This is a genomic window from Streptococcus mitis (assembly GCF_946190335.1).
Taxonomy (GTDB): domain Bacteria; phylum Bacillota; class Bacilli; order Lactobacillales; family Streptococcaceae; genus Streptococcus; species Streptococcus mitis_CH.
The window spans coordinates 465688-487129 of the sequence record NZ_CAMHZN010000001.1 but is presented as its reverse complement, the minus strand read 5'-3'; the positions used below and the strand labels follow the sequence as shown (position 1 = coordinate 487129).

General features: G+C 42.1%; 24 protein-coding genes. 18 read left to right on the top strand and 6 right to left on the bottom strand.

Features of this window, described 5'->3' with window-relative positions; all coding sequences use genetic code 11:
• Position 1: 1 nt before the first annotated feature.
• Genes N8O43_RS02535 through N8O43_RS02525 form a run of 3 tightly spaced genes read left to right on the top strand, consistent with a single transcriptional unit; the run spans position 2 to position 2460 of the window.
• Positions 2-757 carry an ABC transporter ATP-binding protein gene (locus N8O43_RS02535; protein WP_261089319.1) on the top strand — a complete coding sequence of 252 codons (756 nt, stop codon included), beginning with the start codon at positions 2-4 and terminating at the stop codon, positions 755-757.
• Between the two features lie 19 nt (positions 758-776).
• Entirely contained in the window at positions 777-1787 is a 1011-nt protein-coding gene (locus N8O43_RS02530; protein WP_261089318.1) for an ABC transporter substrate-binding protein, read from the top strand.
• Positions 1768-2460 (top strand): alpha/beta hydrolase-fold protein, encoded by a 693-nt coding sequence (locus N8O43_RS02525; protein WP_261089315.1) that lies wholly within the window; start codon positions 1768-1770, stop codon positions 2458-2460. The genes N8O43_RS02530 and N8O43_RS02525 overlap by 20 nt, the downstream gene beginning before the upstream one ends.
• A 43-nt stretch (positions 2461-2503) precedes the next feature.
• On the opposite strand, the gene N8O43_RS02520 is transcribed toward N8O43_RS02525, so the two are convergent.
• Positions 2504-3253, bottom strand: a complete 750-nt coding sequence (locus N8O43_RS02520; protein WP_261089314.1) for a lysophospholipid acyltransferase family protein — start codon at positions 3251-3253, stop codon at positions 2504-2506.
• Between the two features lie 133 nt (positions 3254-3386).
• Here N8O43_RS02520 and N8O43_RS02515 point away from each other — a divergent pair, with 133 nt between their 5' ends.
• From N8O43_RS02515 to N8O43_RS02485, 7 genes are all read left to right on the top strand, one after another.
• Entirely contained in the window at positions 3387-5723 is a 2337-nt protein-coding gene (locus N8O43_RS02515) for a cation-translocating P-type ATPase (RefSeq protein ID WP_261089313.1), read from the top strand.
• Positions 5724-5824: 101 nt separating this feature from the next.
• A complete protein-coding gene (locus tag N8O43_RS02510) occupies positions 5825-6502 on the top strand; it encodes a tRNA (adenine(22)-N(1))-methyltransferase (RefSeq protein WP_261089312.1) in 678 nt (225 codons plus the stop codon).
• Complete coding sequence (locus N8O43_RS02505; protein ID WP_261089311.1) at positions 6489-7286, top strand: Nif3-like dinuclear metal center hexameric protein; 798 nt, start codon at positions 6489-6491, stop codon at positions 7284-7286. Before N8O43_RS02510 ends, N8O43_RS02505 begins: the two co-directional genes overlap by 14 nt.
• A 16-nt stretch (positions 7287-7302) precedes the next feature.
• Positions 7303-8406: an NAD(P)/FAD-dependent oxidoreductase gene (locus N8O43_RS02500; RefSeq protein WP_084888670.1), complete on the top strand. Its 1104-nt coding sequence runs from the start codon at positions 7303-7305 to the stop codon at positions 8404-8406.
• Between the two features lie 6 nt (positions 8407-8412).
• Complete coding sequence (locus N8O43_RS02495) at positions 8413-8682, top strand: hypothetical protein (protein WP_261089310.1); 270 nt, start codon at positions 8413-8415, stop codon at positions 8680-8682.
• Positions 8661-9680, top strand: coding sequence for a UDP-glucose 4-epimerase GalE (gene galE, locus N8O43_RS02490; protein WP_247930638.1), 1020 nt, complete (start codon positions 8661-8663; stop codon positions 9678-9680). Before N8O43_RS02495 ends, galE begins: the two co-directional genes overlap by 22 nt.
• Before the next feature lies 1 nt (position 9681).
• Complete coding sequence (locus N8O43_RS02485; RefSeq protein WP_314726004.1) at positions 9682-10647, top strand: glycosyltransferase family 2 protein; 966 nt, start codon at positions 9682-9684, stop codon at positions 10645-10647.
• A 50-nt stretch (positions 10648-10697) separates the two neighbouring features.
• On the opposite strand, the gene N8O43_RS02480 is transcribed toward N8O43_RS02485, so the two are convergent.
• Complete coding sequence (locus tag N8O43_RS02480; RefSeq protein WP_000705155.1) at positions 10698-10904, bottom strand: ferredoxin; 207 nt, start codon at positions 10902-10904, stop codon at positions 10698-10700.
• 45 nt (positions 10905-10949) lie between these two features.
• Here N8O43_RS02480 and N8O43_RS02475 point away from each other — a divergent pair, with 45 nt between their 5' ends.
• From N8O43_RS02475 to N8O43_RS02440, 8 genes are all read left to right on the top strand, one after another.
• On the top strand, positions 10950-11435 hold the full coding sequence (locus N8O43_RS02475; RefSeq protein WP_261017039.1) for an SAG1386/EF1546 family surface-associated protein: 486 nt from the start codon (positions 10950-10952) through the stop codon (positions 11433-11435).
• Between the two features lie 8 nt (positions 11436-11443).
• Positions 11444-12115 carry a (d)CMP kinase gene (gene cmk / locus N8O43_RS02470; RefSeq protein WP_153210423.1) on the top strand — a complete coding sequence of 224 codons (672 nt, stop codon included), beginning with the start codon at positions 11444-11446 and terminating at the stop codon, positions 12113-12115.
• 129 nt (positions 12116-12244) lie between these two features.
• Complete coding sequence (locus tag N8O43_RS02465) at positions 12245-12583, top strand: zinc ribbon domain-containing protein YjdM (RefSeq protein WP_001061584.1); 339 nt, start codon at positions 12245-12247, stop codon at positions 12581-12583.
• Positions 12584-12585: 2 nt separating this feature from the next.
• Positions 12586-13215 carry a Pr6Pr family membrane protein gene (locus tag N8O43_RS02460; protein ID WP_261089307.1) on the top strand — a complete coding sequence of 210 codons (630 nt, stop codon included), beginning with the start codon at positions 12586-12588 and terminating at the stop codon, positions 13213-13215.
• Between the two features lie 124 nt (positions 13216-13339).
• Complete coding sequence (locus tag N8O43_RS02455; protein ID WP_261089305.1) at positions 13340-14491, top strand: MFS transporter; 1152 nt, start codon at positions 13340-13342, stop codon at positions 14489-14491.
• A 98-nt stretch (positions 14492-14589) separates the two neighbouring features.
• Positions 14590-15339 (top strand): tRNA pseudouridine(38-40) synthase TruA, encoded by a 750-nt coding sequence (gene truA / locus N8O43_RS02450; RefSeq protein ID WP_261049777.1) that lies wholly within the window; start codon positions 14590-14592, stop codon positions 15337-15339.
• Positions 15329-16102 (top strand): bifunctional hydroxymethylpyrimidine kinase/phosphomethylpyrimidine kinase, encoded by a 774-nt coding sequence (locus N8O43_RS02445; protein ID WP_024057471.1) that lies wholly within the window; start codon positions 15329-15331, stop codon positions 16100-16102. The genes truA and N8O43_RS02445 overlap by 11 nt, the downstream gene beginning before the upstream one ends.
• A complete protein-coding gene (locus N8O43_RS02440; protein ID WP_261089303.1) occupies positions 16080-16541 on the top strand; it encodes an ECF transporter S component in 462 nt (153 codons plus the stop codon). Before N8O43_RS02445 ends, N8O43_RS02440 begins: the two co-directional genes overlap by 23 nt.
• Before the next feature lie 101 nt (positions 16542-16642).
• On the opposite strand, the gene N8O43_RS02435 is transcribed toward N8O43_RS02440, so the two are convergent.
• From N8O43_RS02435 to N8O43_RS02420, 4 genes are all read right to left on the bottom strand, one after another.
• Positions 16643-17725, bottom strand: a complete 1083-nt coding sequence (locus N8O43_RS02435; protein WP_070526954.1) for a M24 family metallopeptidase — start codon at positions 17723-17725, stop codon at positions 16643-16645.
• Between the two features lie 127 nt (positions 17726-17852).
• Complete coding sequence (gene gatD / locus N8O43_RS02430) at positions 17853-18635, bottom strand: lipid II isoglutaminyl synthase subunit GatD (protein WP_049499586.1); 783 nt, start codon at positions 18633-18635, stop codon at positions 17853-17855.
• Positions 18635-19978 (bottom strand): lipid II isoglutaminyl synthase subunit MurT, encoded by a 1344-nt coding sequence (gene murT, locus N8O43_RS02425; RefSeq protein WP_049486847.1) that lies wholly within the window; start codon positions 19976-19978, stop codon positions 18635-18637. The genes gatD and murT overlap by 1 nt, the downstream gene beginning before the upstream one ends.
• 291 nt (positions 19979-20269) lie before the next feature.
• The gene (locus N8O43_RS02420) at positions 20270-21025 is read right to left on the bottom strand and encodes a hypothetical protein (RefSeq protein ID WP_033686809.1); all 756 of its coding nucleotides are present in this window, start codon (positions 21023-21025) and stop codon (positions 20270-20272) included.
• Positions 21026-21442 lie beyond the last annotated feature (417 nt).

The following is a 21442-nucleotide window of genomic DNA, read 5'->3' as shown; positions in this document are numbered from 1 at the left end:
TATGGACTTGATTTGTCAGGATATCCACTTTGGACTAGGTGAGAAAAAAATCCTCAAAGGAGTCTCTCTTAAGGTTGAAGGGCATCAATTTCACACGATACTAGGACCAAATGGAAGTGGAAAAACGAGTCTACTTAAACTCCTCTATCGTCAGGAAAAGGTGGACAAAGGCTTGATAAGCCTAGATGGAAAGCCTCTGGAACAATGGACGCTCAAAGAAACAGCAAAGCAAATGGCAGTTGTGACCCAGTTTAACCAACTGCAGTTTGATTGTACCGTTGAGGAAATCGTCTTGCTGGGAAGAACTCCCCACCTCTCTTTTTTACAGAAGGAAAAGGAAAGGGATTATGCCCTCGTTCAAGATGCTCTCGTCAAGGTAGATATGCTCGAGAAGAAAACTCGTCTCTATTCGTCTCTGTCAGGGGGAGAGAAACAGCGAGTTTTGTTGGCCCGCGCCTTGGCGCAAGAACCGACTCTCTTACTCCTAGACGAACCAACCAATCACCTGGATATCAGGTATCAGCTAGACTTGTTGGCCATTGTGAAGGAGCTCAAGGTCAATGTTCTAGCTGTCCTGCATGATATTCAACTTGCTTGTCGCTATTCGGATTATCTCTATCTGATGAAAGAGGGAGAAATCCTTTACCAAGGGACTCCAAAGGAGACCATCACCCCTGAGTCATTGCAAACTGTATACGGAGTTCAAAGTCAGGTGACTTGGACCGAGGATCAGCAAGCTATGATTCACTATTTATAAGAATGAAAAGGAAAACAAGATGAAAAAAACACTAAGCATTTTACTCGTAACAGTAGCTACCCTAACCATGGCAGCTTGTGGCAATACTACTACAGAAAAAGCTACCACACAATCTAGCACAGAAACAAGTCAAAAGGCGAGCGCAGAGACGACTTATCCACTAATGGTCAAAACCTATGACGCGAAAGGAAATGAAGTCGAACAAGTTTTTGAAAAGGCACCTGAAAAAGTTATCACCAACAATCTTTCAACCACTGAAATCTTATTGGAGTTGGGGTTGAAGGATAAAATTGTTGGCATGCTTAACCCGGACAATGCTGTGACGGACAAATACAAGGACGCGATTGCGACTATTCCTCAAATTGGGGATAAAAAAACAGTCTCACAAGAGACAGTCCTTTCTTATGAGCCAGACGCTGTGATGGGTCGAAACATGATGTTTTCTGAAAAATCCTTGGGGACAGTTAGCACTTGGAATGAAAATAAAATCCCAGTATATACGCAAAAAGCCTCTCTCTCAACGATTCAGCAAGATTTGGGGAATATCGTAGAAGATGTCAAAAATCTTGGAATGATTTTTAATGTTCAGGACAAGGCCAATGAATACGCAGCCCAATTACAAACTAAAATTGATGCTGTTAAGAAAGCAAATCCAGCAAGCCAAGGTGAAAAGAAAAAGGCTTTGATTATGGTTGCCTATAATGATCAAACCTTCGGTGCCTACAAGTCTGCTTTGCAAGAAAGTTTGCTGAACCAACTTGGTTATACAAACGTTGCTACGGGGACATCAGGCTTGACCTTGGAAAATCTCGTGTCAATGGATCCTGAATTGATTATCTATGTAACCAGCGATCGTAATAAAAAATTGGATGAAAAAGCAGTAGAGTTGATGAAGGCAAATGCTGTTTTGGAAAGCGTTCCTGCTATTAAGAATCAAAAAATCATGACCATCTCTTACGATGAATTGATGGACTATGGTCCAGCAGTGATTGATTCCCTTGAGAAAATCAATGACTTTATCAATAAATAATGAGTTTGATTGGGAAGGAATTCAAGTTAAAATCAGCCTTCCTTCTAACTACGACCCCAATCAAACCTATCCGGCTATTTTATTGAATGATGGAAACTTGGATTTCCTATCGTCTCTTTCCGAATCTGCGATTTTAGTGGGCTTGACCTCTAAAAATCGCTTAGACGACTACTCTCCCTGGGCAACATTGGCTCTGAGAGATGGAGCTCCAGATTTTGGAGGTCAGGCCAACGTCTATCATGATCATTTATTTGGAGGTCTTTTAGATAAGTTGCAGTCGCTTTATCGACTGGATGAAGCACGCCTTGCCTACGGAGGTTATTCACTAGGTGGTTTGGCAGCAGTCTACAGTCTTTTCAGCTTTGACAAGGTTTCCTGTATTTTCTCTATCTGCGGTTCCTTTTGGTATCCTGATTTTGTGACTTACTGCAAGGAAGAAAATGTGAAAAATCTAGACTGTTTGCTGTATTTACAGAACGGTCAAACAGAAGGAGTCCATCATACTAATCGCTTGGCTCAAGCACCAGTCTATGCTGAGCAGATCCATACCAGTCTTCAAAAATGCTATCCGAACGGCCAGTTTGTCTTTGATCCTTATGGACACCATGAACAAGTAGCTGAACGATTCCTAGCTTTTTCCAGCTGGTTGGTCCAAAAATGGAAAATCGAATAAAAGATTTATCCCTTGGCTTTTGCCAAGGGATTGTTGTATTTATTTAACTAAGTTTTTCTCTTTTCTTATCTGGATTCCATACGAAGCTCGCGATAAAGCTAAAGATGATGGTTAGGATAGCGAGGATAATGGCAAGGATGAGGGCAGGGATGCGAATAAGCCACCAGAGTGGGTTTGGTTTTTTATCATTGTGCCATTGTTTCGTTTCGTCGTCCAGACGTTGGAATTCTGTTTGAATACGATTGGCGACTGTTTCAATGCCTTCATCATTCATTTTTTTGATATCTGAGATATCAATTGGATTTCCAAAGTTCATATCAACACGCTCACGGCTAACCAGGCCCTTCAAGGTCATAGGACCTGTATAGGTAACCGGCATGATACGGACCTTGGCCATTTTGGCAATCAGGGCTACGCCACCCTTGACATCGTTTGAGTGACGGCTTCCGCTTGGAAACATGATGAGAGAGCGATCACTTTTTTTGAGAACATTGATAGGGTATTTGATGGCTGAGGCGCTAGGATTTTCACGGTCAATAGGAAAGGCACCACACATACGAATCCACCAGCCAAAGATACGGTTGGTAAAGAGCTCTTTTTTTGCCATAAAGATAAACTGTTTTGGCTTGGTCGCAAAGGCCATGTAAACAGGATCCCACCAAGTGCGGTGAGGCGCAACCAAAATATAATTTTCATCTTGATTAGGAATTTTATCAGTATTATGATAGTGGGCATTGCCATTGATTGACCATAGGAGCAATACAACCAATCCACGTAAATAAGTATAAAACATGCGATCTCCTTCGATTATTTTCTTGTTATTATTATACCTTATCAAAGAAGGGCTGGCAAACTTTTTCCATTTGTAATAAGTATATTTAGGATGAGATTAGAATTCTGTTAAAAAAAATGATATGATAGAATTTATGGATAAAAATAAGATTATGGGATTAACCCAAAGAGATGTCAAGGAAAGACAGGCTAAGGGCTTGGTCAATGATTTTACTGCATCGGCCAGTACTAGCGCTTGGCAAATCGTTAAACGAAATGTCTTTACCCTTTTTAACGCTTTGAACTTTGCCATTGCTTTGGCCCTTGCCTTTGTGCAGGCTTGGAGCAATTTGGTCTTCTTTGCTGTTATCTGCTTTAACGCTTTTTCTGGAATTGTGACCGAGCTGCGAGCTAAACACATGGTGGATAAGCTCAATCTCATGACCAAGGAAAAGGTCAAAACCATCCGTGATGGCCAAGAAGTGGCTCTGAATCCTGAAGAATTGGTGTTAGGAGATGTCATTCGTCTGTCTGCTGGAGAGCAGATTCCCAGTGATGCCTTGGTTTTGGAAGGTTTTGCGGAAGTCAATGAAGCCATGTTGACGGGGGAAAGTGATTTGGTGCAAAAGGAAGTTGACGCCTTGCTTTTGTCAGGAAGTTTCCTAGCCAGTGGGGCAGTTTTAGCTCAAGTTCACCATGTCGGTTCAGACAACTATGCTGCCAAACTCATGCTGGAAGCCAAGACCGTTAAACCAATCAACTCTCGTATCATGAAATCGCTGGACAAGCTAGCTGGTTTTACTGGGAAGATTATCATTCCTTTTGGTCTGGCTCTCTTGCTAGAAGCCTTGATTTTAAAAGGCCTGCCTCTCAAGTCATCCGTTGTAAACTCGTCGACAGCCCTTTTGGGAATGTTGCCTAAGGGAATTGCCCTTTTGACCATTACTTCGCTCTTGACTGCAGTTATCAAGCTAGGTTTGAAAAAGGTCTTGGTGCAGGAGATGTACTCTGTTGAGACCTTGGCGCGTGTGGATATGCTCTGTCTGGACAAGACGGGCACCATCACCCAAGGAAAGATGCAGGTGGAGGCTGTTCTTCCATTGACGGAAACTTACGGTGAAGAGGCTATTGCCAGCGTCCTGACCAGCTATATGGCCCATAGTGAGGATAAAAATCCAACTGCCCAAGCTATTCGCCAGCGTTTCCAAGGTCTAGTAGCCTATCCTATGATTTCCAATCTCCCCTTCTCAAGCGACCGCAAGTGGGGTGCTATGGAGTTAGAAGGTTTGGGAACAGTTTTCTTAGGGGCACCTGAGATGTTGCTGGATTCTGAGGTTCCAGAAACCAGAGAGGCCTTGGAGAGAGGTTCACGTGTCTTGGTCTTAGCTCTTAGTCAGGAGAAATTAGACCATCACAAACCACAGAAACCATCTGATATTCAGGCTCTAGCCTTGCTGGAAATATTGGATCCCATTCGAGAGGGAGCAGCAGAGACGCTGGACTATCTCCGTTCTCAGGAAGTGGGCCTCAAGATTATCTCTGGGGACAATCCAGTTACGGTATCTAGCATTGCCCAGAAGGCTGGTTTTGCGGACTACCACAGCTATGTAGATTGCTCGAAAATCGAGGATGAGGAATTGATTGCTCTGGCGGAGGAGACTGCTATTTTCGGACGTGTTTCCCCTCATCAAAAGAAACTTATTATCCAAACGCTGAAAAAAGCAGGTCATACAACAGCTATGACAGGGGACGGGGTTAATGATATTCTGGCCCTTCGTGAGGCGGATTGTTCCATCGTAATGGCGGAGGGAGATCCTGCGACTCGTCAGATTGCCAATCTGGTTCTCTTGAACTCTGACTTTAATGATGTTCCTGAGATTCTCTTTGAAGGTCGTCGTGTGGTGAATAACATTGCCCACATTGCACCGATTTTCTTGATAAAGACCATCTATTCTTTCTTGCTCGCAATTATCTGTATCGCCAGTGCTTTACTAGGTCGGTCAGAGTGGATCTTGATTTTCCCATTCATTCCAATCCAGATTACCATGATTGACCAGTTCGTGGAAGGTTTCCCACCATTCGTTCTAACTTTTGAGCGAAATATCAAACCTGTCGAGCCAAACTTCCTCAGAAGATCCATGCTTCGTGCTCTACCAAGTGCTCTCATGGTTGTGTTCAGCGTTCTTTTTGTGAAAATATTTGGAGCGAGTCAAGGTTGGTCTGAGTTAGAAATCTCAACTCTACTCTATTATCTCTTGGGGTCAATTGGTTTCTTATCCGTATTTAGAGCCTGCATGCCATTTACCCTATGGCGTGTCCTCTTGATTGTTTGGTCAGTAGGAGGCTTCCTAGCCACAGCTCTCTTCCCAAGAATTCAAAAACTGCTTGAAATTTCAACCTTAACAGGACAAACACTACCTGTTTATGGTATCATGATGCTGGTCTTTACCGTGATTTTCATCCTGACTAGTCGTTATCAAGCCAGAAAATAAAGAAAGGCTGCAATCTGTGGATTGCGGTCTTTTTAGGTACAAGATTGCCAGCTGAAATGTGGTATAATAAGAGGTAATAGAGTTTTGGAAAGTGAGAGAAAATGATTTCAAAGAGATTAGAATTAGTGGCTTCCTTTGTGCCACAGGGAGCCATTTTACTCGATGTGGGGAGTGACCATGCTTATTTGCCTATCGAGTTAGTCGAAAGAGGCCAAATCAAAAGTGCCATTGCAGGTGAGGTGGTGGAAGGTCCCTACCAATCTGCAGTCAAAAATGTTGAGGCTCGCGGACTAAAGGAGAAAATCCAAGTCCGTTTAGCCAATGGTTTGGCAGCTTTTGAAGAGGCAGACCAAGTGTCGGTCATCACTATTGCTGGCATGGGCGGCCGTTTGATTGCTAGGATTTTAGAAGAAGGCTTGGACAAGTTAGCTAATGTAGAACGATTGATCCTCCAGCCCAATAATCGTGAAGACGACTTGCGTATCTGGCTACAAGAGAACGGATTTCAGATTGTAGCTGAAAGCATCTTAGAAGAAGCTGGCAAGTTTTATGAGTTTTTGGTGGTGGAAGCAGGACAAATGAAGTTATCAGCCAGTGATGTTCGCTTTGGTCCCTTCTTGTCCAAAGAGGTCAGTCCAGTCTTTGTCCAAAAATGGCAAAAAGAAGCTGTTAAGCTAGAGTTTGCCCTCGGACAAATCCCAGAAAAAAATCTGGAGGAACGTCAAGTTCTAGTAGATAAAATTCAAGCCATCAAGGAGGTGCTCCATGCTAGCAAGTGAAGTAATTAACGTGTATGAAGCCTTTTGCCCTCAGGAATTTTCCATGGAGGGAGACAGTCGTGGCCTGCAAATTGGCACTTTAAACAAGGATATCCAAAGGGTCATGGTGACTCTGGATATTCGTGAAGAAACGGTGGCTGAAGCCATTGAAAAGGGTGTGGACTTGATTATCGTCAAGCACGCGCCGATTTTCCGTCCTATCAAGGACTTGGTTGCCAACTGTCCGCAAAATCAGATTTACATCGACCTCATCAAGCATGACATCGCAGTTTATGTCAGCCATACCAATATTGATATCGTTAAAAATGGCCTCAATGACTGGTTCTGCCAGATGCTAGGAATCGAGGAGACAACTTATCTGCAGGAAACAGGCCCTGAACGTGGAATTGGACGTATTGGGAATGTTCAGTCTCAGACATTTGGAGAATTGGCCCAACACGTCAAGCAAGTCTTTGGTCTAGATAGTCTTCGAATGGTGCATTATCAAGAGAATGACTTGCAGAAGCCTATTTCAAGAGTGTCCATCTGTGGTGGAAGCGGGCAGTCTTTCTATAAGGATGCTTTAGCTAAAGGAGCGGATGTCTATATCACTGGTGATATTTACTACCACACTGCCCAGGATATGTTGTCTGATGGCTTGCTAGCCTTGGACCCAGGTCACTATATTGAAGTGCTTTTTGTGGAAAAAATCGCAGAGCTTCTTAATCAATGGAAAGAGGAAAAAGGCTGGGAACTAGAAATTTTACCTAGTCAAGCATCGACCAATCCTTTCCACCATATCTAGTTTGAAGGTGAAAACAATGAAAAAAGTTGCCATTATTGGAGCAGGAATTGTAGGTGCAACAGCTGCCTACTACCTCTCGAAAGAAAGTGACCTAGAGGTGACCGTTTTTGACCATGGACAAGGTCAAGCTACCAAGGCCGCAGCAGGAATTATCAGTCCTTGGTTTTCCAAACGCCGCAATAAGGCCTGGTACAAAATGGCGCGTTTGGGGGCTGATTTTTATGTGGATTTGTTGGCGGATTTAGAAAAGTCAGGGCAAGAAATCGACTTTTACCAGCGTTTGGGAGTCTTTCTCCTGAAAAAGGATGAAACTAAGTTGGAAGAACTCTATCAACTAGCCCTCCAGCGCAGAGAAGAATCTCCCTTGATAGGGCAATTAGCCATTCTAGACCAAGAATCAGCTAATGAATTATTCCCTGGCTTACAGGGATTTGACCGCTTGCTATATGCTTCTGGTGGAGCGAGAGTAGATGGCCAACTTTTAGTGACTCGTTTGCTAGAAGCCAGTCAGGTCAAGCTGGTCAAAGAAAAAGTGAGTCTGAAGCCTTTATCATCAGGTTATCAGATTGGTGAAGAGGTGTTTGATCAGGTTGTTTTGGCGACGGGAGCTTGGTTGGGACGCCTGTTAGAGCCTTTAGGTTATGAAGTAGATGTTCGTCCCCAAAAGGGGCAACTCCGAGATTATCAACTTGCCCAAGACATGGAAGCTTACCCTGTTGTTATGCCAGAAGGGGAGTGGGATTTGATTCCTTTTGCAGGTGGGAAATTGTCCTTGGGTGCTACCCACGAAAATGACATGGGATTTGATTTGACGGTAGATGAAACCTTACTCCAGAAAATGGAGGAGGCAGCCCTGCCTTGCTATCCTAGTTTAGTAGAAGCTACCAGAGCTGGTGAGCGTGTGGGAATCCGTGCCTACACTAGTGATTTCTCACCTTTCTTTGGCCAGATGCCAGAATTGTCAGGTGTCTATGCAGCCAGTGGACTAGGTTCATCAGGCCTCACAACGGGTCCTATCATTGGTTACCATCTAGCTCAACTGATCCAAGGCAAGGAGTTGACCTTGGACCCTCTAAACTACCCAATTGAAAACTATGTCAAACGAGTAAAAAGCGAATAATACTCAATGAAAATCAAAGAACAAACTAGGAAACTAGCCGCAGGCTACTCAAAACACTGTTTTGAGGTTGTGGATCGAACTGACGAAGTCAGTAATCATACCCACGGCAAGGCGACGTTGACGTGGTTTGAAGAGATTTTCAAAGAGTATAAGCATTTTACTGAAATTTTATCCTACCCTCTAGGATGGCAAATGACATTCCCTATCAAAAATGGTAAAATAAGAAAAAATAATCCGAGAATCGAGGAAAAAAGATGCAAGAAAAGATTTTGGTAACGGGTGGAGCAGGTTTTATCGGAACCCACACAGTTATTGAGTTAATCCAAGCAGGTCATCAAGTTGTTGTGGTGGATAACCTTGTGAATAGTAACAGAAAAAGTTTAGAAGTTGTTGAAAGAATCGCAGGAGTTGAAGTGCCTTTCTATGAGGCAGATATCCGTGACACCGATACCCTCAGAGATATTTTCAAGCAAGAAGAACCAACAGGGGTCATTCACTTTGCTGGTTTGAAGGCTGTTGGTGAATCTACCCGTATTCCTCTTGCCTACTATGACAACAATATCGCTGGAACTGTTAGTCTTTTGAAGGTCATGGAAGAAAACAACTGTAAAAACATTATTTTCAGTTCTTCTGCGACAGTTTACGGAGATCCTCATACAGTGCCAATCTTGGAAGATTTCCCACTTTCAGTGACCAATCCATACGGCCGTACTAAGCTTATGCTAGAGGAAATTTTGACCGATATCTATAAGGCGGACTCAGAATGGAATGTGGTCTTACTTCGTTATTTCAACCCAATCGGAGCTCATGAGAGCGGAGATTTGGGAGAAAATCCAAACGGTATTCCAAACAATCTCTTGCCATATGTGACTCAAGTAGCCGTTGGAAAATTAGAGCAAGTGCAAGTGTTTGGAGACGATTACGATACGGAAGACGGAACTGGTGTTCGTGATTATATCCACGTTGTCGACTTGGCTAAAGGTCATGTTGCAGCTCTGAAAAAAATCCAAAAAGGTTCAGGCCTGAACGTTTATAACCTTGGAACAGGTAAAGGCTACTCAGTTCTTGAAATTATCCAAAACATGGAAAAAGCGGTGGGACGTCCAATTCCTTACCGTATCGTAGACCGTCGCCCAGGGGATATCGCAGCCTGCTATTCAGATCCTGCAAAAGCCAAAGCAGAACTCGGCTGGGAAGCAGAATTAGGCATCACCCAAATGTGTGAAGACGCATGGCGTTGGCAAAGCAAGCATCCAAATGGATTTGAAGACTAAGATGGTGATGTCAATCATTGTCCCCTGTTTAAACGAAGAGGAAGTACTTCCTCTTTTTTATCAGGCTTTGGAAGCTTTACTTCCAGATTTGGAAACAGAAATTGAGTATGTCTTTGTAGACGATGGATCAAGTGATGGGACTTTGGAACTCTTAAAGGCCTATCGGGAGCAAAATCCGGCAGTTCATTATATTTCTTTCTCACGAAATTTTGGCAAAGAAGCAGCTCTGTATGCAGGCTTACAATATGCGACAGGAGATCTGGTGGTGGTAATGGATGCAGACCTCCAGGATCCTCCTAGTATGTTGCTTGAGATGAAAGCCTTACTAGACCAGAATGCAGACTTGGACTGTGTTGGGACACGGAGAACCAGTCGGGAGGGAGAACCCTTCTTTCGTAGTTTCTGTGCTGATATCTTTTACCTCCTTATGCAAAAAATTAGCCCAGTAGCCTTGCCCTCAGGTGTCCGTGATTTTCGCATGATGAGAAGATCCGTAGTGGATGCTATTTTAAGCTTGACCGAGTCCAATCGTTTTTCAAAGGGACTCTTTGCCTGGGTCGGCTTTAAAACCCACTATCTGGACTATCCAAATGTTGAAAGACAGGCTGGCAAGACCAGTTGGAGCTTTAGGCAACTCTTTTTCTACTCCATTGAAGGAATTGTCAATTTTTCAGATTTTCCCTTGATTATAGCCTTTGTGGCAGGTCTCCTATCTTGTTTTATTTCTCTACTAATGACCTTTTTTGTTGTGGTTCGGACCCTCATTTTGGGCAATCCGACATCAGGTTGGACCTCTCTGATGGCAGTCATTCTCTTTCTTGGGGGCATTCAACTCTTGACCATTGGGATTCTCGGCAAGTATATCAGTAAGATTTATCTAGAGACTAAAAAAAGACCACTTTATCTTATCAAAGAAAAAAGTGATCTTCCTGATTTTACAGAAAAAAATAAAGTGAAAAGACTATAATTTTACGTGGAAATGTGCTAAACTAGAGGGAGTGGATTATCGCCATTGATTTAGGCTTCCTGGTTTCCAATCAGGGCGCGAGTTGGGCAATTTTTAACAGCCTCTAAGACATCCTGACTAGGAGAAATTTCTTTTTCCAGTTGGTCAGGGTCATCGTAAAAACGCACGATTCCATTATCGTGGTAATCAAATAAATCAGAATAAGTTTGGCAAAGCCCACAGGCGATACATCGTTCAGGTATAAGTGTGATTTTCATATTTATATTGTAATAAGAAAAGTAAAAAAAAACAAGGAGTAAGGTATGGCAAAAGAACCGTGGCAAGAAGATATTTATGAAAATCAAGAGGAAACAAGAACACAACGTCGTAAGAGAGAACAAGGTGGAGGAGTCGTTGCTAACCGTATCTTAACTATCTTAGCAAGTATTTTCTTTGTGATTGTAGTCGTGATGATTATTGTTCTGATCTATCTTTCATCGGGTGGGAGTAATCGCACAGCAGCCTTGAAAGATTTTCACGATTCTGATGCAAGTGTAGTACAGATTTCATCTTCTAGTAGCTCAGAGCAGGCATCTTCTAGTTCAGAGGAGAAGGTAGAAGAGTCATCTAGTAGCTCAGAACATCCAAATGATCCAGAAGGAACTACAAAAGTCTTGGCTGGAGAAGGAGAAGCAGCCATTGCCGCTCGTGCAGGAATCTCTATTGCTCAGTTAGAGGCTTTGAATCCTGGCCATATGGCTACAGGATCTTGGTTTGCTAATCCAGGTGATGTTGTCAAAATCAAATAGGAGTTGATATGAAAACAATTCAAATTGCTATTGACGGTCCTGCTTCAAGTGGTAAGAGTACAGTCGCAAAGATTATTGCCAAGGATTTTGGTTACACCTACCTAGATACAGGTGCTATGTATCGTGCAGCGACCTACATGGCTCTCAGGAACCAATTAGGAGTTGAACAAGTTGAAGAACTCTTATACTTATTGGACCAGCATCCAATCAGTTTTGGGCGCTCAGAAACTGGAGAACAACTTGTCTTTGTAGGAGATGTGGATATTACCCATCCTATTCGTGAAAATGAAGTGACCAATCATGTTTCAGCTATTGCAGCAATTCCTGAAGTACGTGAGAAACTAGTTTCTCTCCAACAAGAGATTGCCCAGCAAGGTGGGATTGTCATGGACGGTCGCGATATTGGAACGGTTGTATTGCCACAAGCAGAATTGAAAATTTTCCTAGTAGCTTCGGTAGATGAAAGAGCAGAGCGCCGTTACAAGGAAAATATTGCCAAGGGAATTGAAACAGACCTTGAAACCCTAAAAGAGGAAATTGCTGCGCGTGACTACAAGGATAGCCATCGTGAGACTTCGCCTCTCAAACAAGCAGAGGACGCTGTCTACCTTGATACAACTGGCTTGAACATTCAAGAAGTAGTTGAAAAAATCAAAGCAGAAGCTGAAAAAAGAATGTAAATGTAGAGAAGCCGATAGATTGATATCGGTTTTTTCTAAATTTGTCAAAATGCTGATTTTAGGGTATAATAGTTGCTGTTCGAGAAATTTTGATTTTCAAAGAATAGTGAATGATGATAAGGAGAAACCATGAACAACTTACCAAATTGCCCAAAATGTAACTCAGAGTATGTCTACGAAGACGGTGCCCTACTGGTTTGCCCAGAGTGTGCTCATGAGTGGAATCCTGCTGAAGTTGCAGATGTAGAAGAGGGCCTTGTTGCTATCGATGCCAACGGAAATAAATTGGCTGACGGTGATACTGTAACCCTCATCAAGGACTTGAAAGTAAAAGGTGCGCCAAAAGATTTGAAACAAGGGACGCGCGTGAAGAATATCCGCATCGTAGAAGGCGACCACAATATCGACTGTAAAATTGATGGTTTTGGTGCCATGAAACTCAAATCAGAGTTTGTGAAGAAAATTTAAGCATGTCAAAACACTATAAACTTGTATTTTATAGCCGTATCTTCTTGTTTCTAGCGGCTTTTACGGGAGTTTATCTTGAAATCGCCAAGCATGGTGGATTTGGGATGCTGCTCTATTATACGGTTCTGTCCAACCTCTTAGTCGCGATTTTTACGCTCTATCTCCTAAAGGTTATGAGCCGTTTAGGTGAAAACTGGCAAAGGCCAAGTCTCTTGCGCTTAAAAGGTGGGGTCACTATGAGTATCATGATTACCTGTGTGATTTACCATTTCCTATTAGCGCCTATTGCGACTAATTTCTATACCCTAGAAAATTTTCTTTGCCACTATATCGTTCCCCTCTGGTTTTTAGCAGATACCCTCTTTTTTGACAAACAGGGTCAATACAAGATTTGGGATCCAATTGTGTGGACGATTTTACCCTTGCTTTATATGATTTTTGCTCTTTTTAATGGCTTGGTACTGAAACTAGACATTCCTAATTCTAAGGTCAGTCCCTTCCCTTACTTCTTTTTGAATGTGAACAAGGGGTGGGATGCCGTGTTCAAGTGGTGTCTGATTATCTTTGTTGCCTATATGGTAGCAGGATTTATCTTCTACTTTATTAAGCAAATCAAGAGAAAATCATCCTAAGACACAAGGGATTCATTTTCGAGTTTAAGAAGGAGTCTATACACTAAAGAGGCTTCTTCTTTTCTTACTTGTTTGATAACTATCAAAGAAGTAGAAGATTAAGAGAAATATAGAAAGAGATTTCATGAAACAATTTTTAGAACGGGCCAGTATTTTGGCTCTCTCCCTCGTTTTGATTACCTCCTTTTCCATCTCGAGTGCCCTGCCAGCCATGTTTGACTATTATCAAGGTTATCCTAAGGAACAAATTGAGCTCTTAGCGAGCTTGCCATCTTTTGGGATCATGATTATGTTACTACTAAATGGTTTCTTAGAAAAAATATTTCCTGAGCGCTTACAGATCAGTTTGGGATTGCTGATTTTATCACTAAGTGGAACTGCTCCCTTTTGGTACCAAGCTTATCCTTTTGTCTTTGGAACACGGATTCTTTTTGGTTTAGGTGTTGGGATGATCAATGCCAAGGCCATTTCTATTATCAGTGAACGCTATCAAGGAAAAACGAGAATTCAGATGTTAGGGCTACGCGGTTCTGCAGAGGTCGTTGGGGCTTCTCTCATTACCTTGGCAGTCGGCCAATTGTTGGCCTTTGGTTGGACAGCTACTTTCTTAGCTTATAGTGCTGGATTTTTAGTTCTGATCCTTTATCTGCTCTTTGTACCTTATGGAAAAGAAAAGAAAGAAGTCAAGAAAAAAACGAAGGAAGCAAGTCGCTTAACTCGGGAAATGAAGGGCTTGATTTTTATCTTAGCTATTGAAGCGGCAGTTGTAGTTTGTACCAATACAGCTATTACCATCCGTATTCCAAGTTTGATGGTGGAAAGAGGACTTGGAGATGCCCAGTTATCTAGTTTTGTTCTTAGTGTCATGCAGTTAATCGGGATTGTGGCTGGTGTGAGTTTTTCTTTCTTGATTTCTATCTTTAAAGAGAAATTGCTCCTCTGGTCAGGTATTACCTTTGGCTTAGGGCAAATTGTGATTGCCTTGTCTCCATCCTTGTGGGTGGTAGTGGCAGGGAGTATTCTGGCTGGTTTTGCCTACAGTGTAGCCTTGACGACGGTCTTTCAACTTGTCTCTGAACGAATTCCAGCTAAACTCCTCAATCAAGCAACTTCATTTGCTGTATTAGGCTGTAGTTTCGGAGCCTTTACGACCCCATTTGTTCTAGGTGCAATTGGCTTACTAACTCACAATGGCATGTTGGTCTTTAGTATCTTAGGAGGGTGGTTGATTGTAACCTCTATCTTTGTCATGTACTTACTTCAAAAGAGAGCTTAGGATTCATTTCCTAAGTTTTTCTTTCGGGATTTTTATACCCAGACAATATTTGTTTTAGACCCTTGTTTATAGATTATTTTCTTGATAAAATAGAAGTTATGACAAGATATAAAGCAACTATTTCCTATGATGGTTACGCCTTTGCTGGTTTTCAGCGCCAGCCTCATGCGCGTAGCGTTCAGGAAGAAATTGAAAAAACCTTGACCAGGTTAAATAAAGGGCAAGCCATTACTGTTCACGGTGCTGGTAGGACAGATAGTGGGGTTCATGCTCTGGGACAGGTTATTCATTTTGACCTACCTTATCAGATGGATGAGGAGAAGCTCCGTTTTGCTCTAGACACTCAGTCCCCTGAAGATATTGATGTGATCTCGATTGAGCTTGTGGCGGATGATTTTCATTGCCGTTATGCTAAGCATAGCAAGACCTATGAGTTTATCGTGGATAGAGGCCGTCCTAAAAATCCTATGCGCCGTCACTATGCCACTCACTTTCCTTATCCGCTTGATGTGGAGCGAATGAAGGAGGCTGTTAAGAAATTAGAAGGAACCCATGATTTCACTGGCTTTACAGCATCTGGGACCAGCGTAGAGGACAAGGTTCGTACTATTACAGAAGCTAGTCTTAGGGTTGATGAGACAGGCCAGTTTTTGACCTTTACCTTTTCAGGAAATGGTTTCTTGTATAAGCAGATTCGCAATATGGTGGGGACACTGCTCAAAATCGGCAATAACCGCATGCCAGTAGAGCAGATTGACCTCATCTTGGAGAAAAAGGACAGGCAGCTTGCAGGTCCCACTGCAGCACCAAATGGTTTATATTTAAAGGAGATTCGTTATGAAGAATAATCGTATTTTAGCACTTTCTGGAAATGATATTTTTAGTGGTGGTGGTTTGTCCGCGGATTTGGCTACCTATACCTTGAACGGCTTGCATGGCTTTGTAGCAGTGACCTGTTTGACAGCCTTGACGGAAAAGGGCTTTGAAGTCTTTCCAACTGACGATACCATTTTTCAACATGAATTAGATAGCTTGCGTGATGTGGAGTTTGGGGGAATTAAGATTGGTCTTCTCCCTACTGTCAGTGTGGCTGAGAAGGCATTGGACTTTATCAAGCAACGCCCAGGAGTGCCTGTGGTTCTGGATCCTGTCTTGGTCTGCAAGGAAGCGCACGACGTAGCAGTTAGTGAACTCTGCCAAGAGTTGATTCGCTTTTTCCCTCATGTCAGTGTGATTACGCCTAATCTTCCTGAAGCAGAATTATTGGCAGGTCAGGAAATTAAAACCTTGGAAGACATGAAAACAGCAGCTCAGAAATTGCATGACTTAGGCGCGCCAGCAGTCATTATCAAGGGAGGCAATCGCCTTAGTCAGGACAAGGCTATGGATGTCTTTTATGATGGACAAAAATTTACAGTCCTAGAAAATCCTGTCATTCAAGGGCAAAATGCTGGTGCAGGTTGTACCTTTGCCTCTAGCATTGCCAGTCACCTAGTCAAAGGTGATGAACTTTTACCAGCAGTAGAAAGCTCTAAGGCTTTCGTTTACCGTGCCATTGTACAAGCAGATCAGTATGGAGTAAGACAATATGAAGCAAACCAAAACAACTAAAATCGCCCTTGTATCCCTATTAACCGCCCTCTCTGTGGTTCTAGGTTATTTCTTAAAAATTCCAACACCGACAGGCATTCTAACTCTTTTAGATGCGGGTGTCTTCTTTACGGCCTTCTACTTTGGTAGTCGTGAAGGGGCTGTAGTAGGAGGACTAGCAGGTTTCTTGATTGACCTCTTATCAGGCTATCCTCAGTGGATGTTCTTTAGCTTGGTCAACCATGGCTTGCAGGGATTTTTAGCAGGATTTAAAGGAAAAACTCAGTGGTTAGGCCTTATCTTAGCAACGATTGCCATGGTAGGGGGTTACGCCTTGGGTTCTACTTTGATGAATGGCTGGGCTGCAGCCCTACCAGAAATTCTACCGAATTTCATGCAAAATATGGTAGGGATGATTGTAGGATTTATCCTTAGTCAAAGTATTAAGAAGATTAAGTAAAGAGGCTGAGTCAAAAGTCTTTCAAATAAGAAAAACGCATAGTATCAGGTCTTGAAACCTTGATACTATGCGTTTTATTGTGGGAAGATTTTCGAAGAATATTAATCAAAATAAAGCAAGTCTTTGCTGGTGCTTGTAAAGAGGTCAAAGCCATCCTTGGTAACAACACCGCAGTCTTCAATACGAACACCGACTTTACCAGGGATATAGATACCTGGTTCAACAGAGAAGCACATGCCTTCTTCGATGACCATGTCGTTTCCTTCCATGATAGATGGGAATTCATGGACATCCATACCGATACCGTGACCGAGACGGTGGTTGAAGTACTCGCCGTAACCAGCTTTTTCGATGACCTCACGAGCAGCGCGATCCACTTCATGGGCAGTCACTCCTGGCTTGATAAAGTCAAGAGCAGCTTGTTGGGCTTCAAGAGTCAAGTTATAAATGTCTTTCTTGAATTGGTCAGGTTTGCCGACTGCGACTGTACGAGTCATATCTGACGCATAGCCGTTGACTAGAACACCAAGGTCAAAGAGGAGAAGAGCATCATTTTCAACCTTGTTAGCTGCTGGAATACCGTGTGGATTTGCAGCATTATCACCAGTCAAGACCATGGTATCAAAGCTCATTTCATAACCTTCACGCTTCATAGCAAAGTCAATTTGGGCGATGATATCTGTCTCTGTCTTATCAAGAGAAATATTATCAAAGCCAACCTTAACAGCCTTGTCCGCATAGAGACCTGCAACCATCATTTTTTGCACTTCGTCAGCAGATTTGATGAGGCGCATGCGTTGGATACGAGGTGTGAGGTTGTTAAACTCAGCAGTTTCAAAAACTGTTTTCAAGCCATGATATTTGGTCAAGATGAGATTGTCAAACTCAACAGCGACACGTTTGAAGTCAAGTTGTGGAAGAGCATGTTTCATTTTTTGCCATGGATTTTCAGAGTCCACATAGCCCACAACTGGGAAGGAAACAGTGCTGCTCGCACGCTCCACTTCAAGGGCTGGGACAAAAAGGAGGGGTTCCTGATCCGCTAGGACAAAAAGGAACATTTGGCGTTCATGGGGATCACTGTAAAAGCCAGTGAGGTAATTGATTGTGACGGGGTCAGATACGACAGCGACGTCTAGTTTTTCTGATTCAAGATATGTTACGATTTGTTGTAATTTAGACATATGCTACCTTCTTTCTACCCCTCTATTTTGGCAAAAAATGAGAGAAAATGCAAGGGAGAAGGGTAAAAGAACAGACAAAAAGAACTCCGACAAGATAACGGAGTTCTTTGATATCATTTTCCTTTGTTTAAGAAAAGTCAGCCTTGCTTTTGACATCACTGTATTCTTCAGCGATTTCTTGGCTGAGAATGTCCTCATAAGCAGGGAGTTGAATGTCCTGACCATATTTCTTCTTGAGGGCAGTAGTGACTAGGCGATAAGCTAGATTGGCATTACGAGAGAGGATAGGCCCGTGGAAGTAGGAACCAAAGACATTCTTATAATGAACACCTTCGCCGACTTTTTCTTCGTTATTTCCATTTCCATAGACAACCTGTCCCAGCGGTTTTTGATCATCTGAGAGGAAGGTACGGCCCTGATGATTTTCAAAACCATAGTAGGTTTCATCGAAATCTTCATTGTGAATCTTGATGTCCCCGATAAAACGGTTATTGGTCTGATTGAGGGTGTAGTGGCCCATGACCCCTAGTCCTTCGATGCGTCTCCCTGAAGCTTCAACATAATATTGGCCCAATAGTTGGAAACCACCACAGATAGCCAGAACCACACCGTCGTTTTGGATGTAGTTGTCAATGCTCTCTTTTTTAGCAGGTAGGTCGTCTGCAATGATACTCTGTTCAAAGTCTTGACCACCACCGAAAAAGGCAATGTCGTAGTGATTTTCATCAAAGTTATCATGGAGAGAAACGATGTCAACCGTCACATGGGCTCCCAGTTTTTCAGCCACATACTTGAGCATGAGGATGTTTCCATTGTCCCCATAGGTATTCATGAGATTTCCGTAGAGGTGGGCAATGTTGAGCTGATAGGGGTAATTGCCAGCTTTTGAGGAAAGTGAAGTATAAACCATTAGTTCATCTCCTTTCTAACAATCTGACGACTAGCCAGCAGTTCGCGGAATTCAAGCATAGCAGTATAGGTAGCTAGAATATAAGCATGCTTGCAGTCTTGGTTCTCAATGGTCTTAAGAACTTGCTCCAGACTACTTGTTTCAGTAATTTTATCAGCTGGATAGCCAGTTACTCGTAGACGACGTGCGATTTCAGAATGGCGAACACCGCCAGCGTTGATTTCGGGAATGTCCATGTCAGTGATTTGTTCAAAATCAGCATCCCAGATCCAGCTGGTGTCAATTCCATCTGCATAGTTGGCATTTAGGAGGACAGATAGGCTAAATGGATAAGGAGCTAGTTTAATCATCTCGATAGCTTGGGTCGCACCGACTGGATTTTTAATCAAGACGAGGGTGCATTCCTTGTCACCGATATGGAAGGTTTCCTGGCGTCCAAAGACAGCACGACTCTTATCAAATCCCTGCTTGATTAGTTGGGAATCTGCGCCGAGGAAACGGGCGATAGCCACAGCAGCTAGGGCGTTGTAGATGTTGTAAAGTCCACCGATTTGGATGCCGTATTCTTGGCCGTCAATGACAAAGCGAGAGCGATTGTTGGTTAACTCAACTAGTTCTGTCAAGCGATAGTCGAGATCAGGACGTTTACATCCACAACCTTCACAGATATAGGCACCCAAGTTTGCATAAGTATTGTGCTCATATTTGAGGATGCCTTGGCAGTCAGGGCAGAGGATTCCTTCGGTATTATAGTGAGCCAGCTGAGCTGGACCTTTCTCCAAGTCAAAACCAAAATACTGTACAGGATTTGGAATAGCTGGCTTGTAGAAAAGTGGACTGTCTCCATTAAGAAGAACAGTGGCAGTAGGCACCTTACGAATGGCATCCAAAATCATCTTGTAAGTTGTGTAAATCTCACCATAGCGGTCCATCTGGTCACGGAAAATATTAGTAATAACAAATAAGCTTGGCTTGATGTAGTCACAGATACGAGATAGACTGGCTTCGTCGATTTCTAGGACGGCAATATTTTTCCCAGTTTTAGAAGATTTGGCTGTTAAGAAGGTTGTCGCAATTCCTGTAATCATGTTGGCACCGCTTGGGTTGGTCAGAACTTGACCATAAACCTCTTTTAAAATGCCGACAGTGAGAGCAGTTGTCAAGGTTTTTCCGTTGGTTCCAGTCACCACGACAATCTCGTAGTTCTTAGCTAGGTTTTGTAAAATATCTTTATCGAATTGAAGGGCAAGTTTTCCTGGAAGCGTACTTCCACGGCCAAGACGGCTTAAAATGAAGTGGGAAGAACGCCCAGCAAGAAGGCCCAAAGTAGTTTTTAATTTCATGTTTCTATTATATCATACTGCGCCCGGCAGTCCAATAACTAAAGTAAACTCTAAGATCAACTAAAGAAGTAACCTTAGAGGTGCTTTTTAGGTTCTGATTAAACCAATCAAATATAATATCTTTGAATTTGATAACTTTGGCAACTTTAAGAAATAAATCTTTCTTGCTCTGAACATAAGAAAGGAGAGGACATCGATTACCTTCTACAGGCTTTAAAATTTCATTAATCCATTATAGTTGACAAAGATACCTAACTTTTGGGATTTAGATTATTTTTTGGAAAGTCTCTTTTATAATAAATTACGAATTTTTTCTTTTATAAATGCGTTAAGAGGATAGTGTTTATCAAGATATTCTAGGAGTGCCTGAGCAGATTCAGAAATTCGTTCGTAACCTTGCAAAAAGTAGGGTAATTGTTTGGCTTCATTTGGATAACCTTTTTCAAATCGTCTGTTGCTGTTAAAAATATCTATAAAATTAGATTTAGAAGTTTTTTCCAAATTGATTAGTTCAGTCCAGAGCTTGACAGATCTGTTTTGGATGAAATCATAAGCAGCCAATTTTTCCCCTCGTTGATAGCGACCTAGTCCTATATATAGGTTGCATAAAATTTCTCCCAACAGCCATTCACGATCTCTATTTTCTTTTGATGGCAATCTTTGTGGCTGGCAGATTGTTCCATCAAAACCGACCTCCTTCCAGATAATTTTGCCTTCAGCGAAGGGAATGTTTACTAGTTCGTGAGCTTCAAAGATAGCAAATTCACAAAAAACATCATCTTCAAATAGAACTTTATGTCCGTCCACTGTATTTTGGTAGTGAAATGCAATTGGTTCTAGATTACTTAACCAGGTTAGGTCCTGGATATAGGCCTGCTTGTAGCCATCTTTTACAATAACAAAGAAATCCAAATCGGAGTACTGATCCAATCGTTCTCTTTCTGCTCCGCAAGAACCAAGTGCCAGCAAAGCTAGTGCTTGTCTAGAATCTTTTAGAGACTGACCAATATCATCTAGTCTTTGTAATAGTAATTCTGTTTTATTCATATCGTTACCTCATTATTTCTTGTTTACAGACATTATATAGTTAATATTTTCGAAAGTCAATTTCATCCCATACCAAATATATACTAATGTAATATGGGATTTCTTTCGATATTTTTTACAATGATAAAGTTTAAACATTTTGCAGAGTATTGCTCATATTATCAAGAACGAAGAAATTTGAAGTATCCTTTGATTGGTTAGAAAGTGATTCTTATCTTTAAGAAGATTAAATAATTTGGAAAATATTTAAGAAGAAAAAATATATCGACTTAACCATCAATTTGCAAACGGTAAAATCTTCTCACAAACGATGAAAATACACATACGACCCGTGCAAAGAGTGGATAATTTACTAATTAGGCATGAAACAATCATTGCAAAATATACTTTTTAAATTACCCATAAAACGATGAGCTG

Coding starts and splice junctions, on each gene's coding strand:
- N8O43_RS02480 (WP_000705155.1), bottom strand. CDS start 10,904: ATGAAAATCACACTTATACCTGAACGATGTATCGCCTGTGGGCTTTGC.
- N8O43_RS02435 (WP_070526954.1), bottom strand. CDS start 17,725: ATGTCTAAATTACAACAAATCGTAACATATCTTGAATCAGAAAAACTA.
- murT (WP_049486847.1), bottom strand. CDS start 19,978: ATGAAATTAAAAACTACTTTGGGCCTTCTTGCTGGGCGTTCTTCCCAC.
- N8O43_RS02510 (WP_261089312.1), top strand. CDS start 5,825: ATGATTTCAAAGAGATTAGAATTAGTGGCTTCCTTTGTGCCACAGGGA.
- cmk (WP_153210423.1), top strand. CDS start 11,444: ATGAAAACAATTCAAATTGCTATTGACGGTCCTGCTTCAAGTGGTAAG.
- N8O43_RS02420 (WP_033686809.1), bottom strand. CDS start 21,025: ATGAATAAAACAGAATTACTATTACAAAGACTAGATGATATTGGTCAG.
- galE (WP_247930638.1), top strand. CDS start 8,661: ATGCAAGAAAAGATTTTGGTAACGGGTGGAGCAGGTTTTATCGGAACC.
- N8O43_RS02495 (WP_261089310.1), top strand. CDS start 8,413: ATGAAAATCAAAGAACAAACTAGGAAACTAGCCGCAGGCTACTCAAAA.
- N8O43_RS02485 (WP_314726004.1), top strand. CDS start 9,682: ATGGTGATGTCAATCATTGTCCCCTGTTTAAACGAAGAGGAAGTACTT.
- N8O43_RS02460 (WP_261089307.1), top strand. CDS start 12,586: ATGTCAAAACACTATAAACTTGTATTTTATAGCCGTATCTTCTTGTTT.
- N8O43_RS02515 (WP_261089313.1), top strand. CDS start 3,387: ATGGATAAAAATAAGATTATGGGATTAACCCAAAGAGATGTCAAGGAA.
- gatD (WP_049499586.1), bottom strand. CDS start 18,635: ATGGTTTATACTTCACTTTCCTCAAAAGCTGGCAATTACCCCTATCAG.
- N8O43_RS02465 (WP_001061584.1), top strand. CDS start 12,245: ATGAACAACTTACCAAATTGCCCAAAATGTAACTCAGAGTATGTCTAC.
- N8O43_RS02505 (WP_261089311.1), top strand. CDS start 6,489: ATGCTAGCAAGTGAAGTAATTAACGTGTATGAAGCCTTTTGCCCTCAG.
- N8O43_RS02535 (WP_261089319.1), top strand. CDS start 2: ATGGACTTGATTTGTCAGGATATCCACTTTGGACTAGGTGAGAAAAAA.
- N8O43_RS02440 (WP_261089303.1), top strand. CDS start 16,080: ATGAAGCAAACCAAAACAACTAAAATCGCCCTTGTATCCCTATTAACC.
- N8O43_RS02520 (WP_261089314.1), bottom strand. CDS start 3,253: ATGTTTTATACTTATTTACGTGGATTGGTTGTATTGCTCCTATGGTCA.
- N8O43_RS02500 (WP_084888670.1), top strand. CDS start 7,303: ATGAAAAAAGTTGCCATTATTGGAGCAGGAATTGTAGGTGCAACAGCT.
- N8O43_RS02530 (WP_261089318.1), top strand. CDS start 777: ATGAAAAAAACACTAAGCATTTTACTCGTAACAGTAGCTACCCTAACC.
- N8O43_RS02475 (WP_261017039.1), top strand. CDS start 10,950: ATGGCAAAAGAACCGTGGCAAGAAGATATTTATGAAAATCAAGAGGAA.
- N8O43_RS02525 (WP_261089315.1), top strand. CDS start 1,768: ATGACTTTATCAATAAATAATGAGTTTGATTGGGAAGGAATTCAAGTT.
- N8O43_RS02445 (WP_024057471.1), top strand. CDS start 15,329: ATGAAGAATAATCGTATTTTAGCACTTTCTGGAAATGATATTTTTAGT.
- truA (WP_261049777.1), top strand. CDS start 14,590: ATGACAAGATATAAAGCAACTATTTCCTATGATGGTTACGCCTTTGCT.
- N8O43_RS02455 (WP_261089305.1), top strand. CDS start 13,340: ATGAAACAATTTTTAGAACGGGCCAGTATTTTGGCTCTCTCCCTCGTT.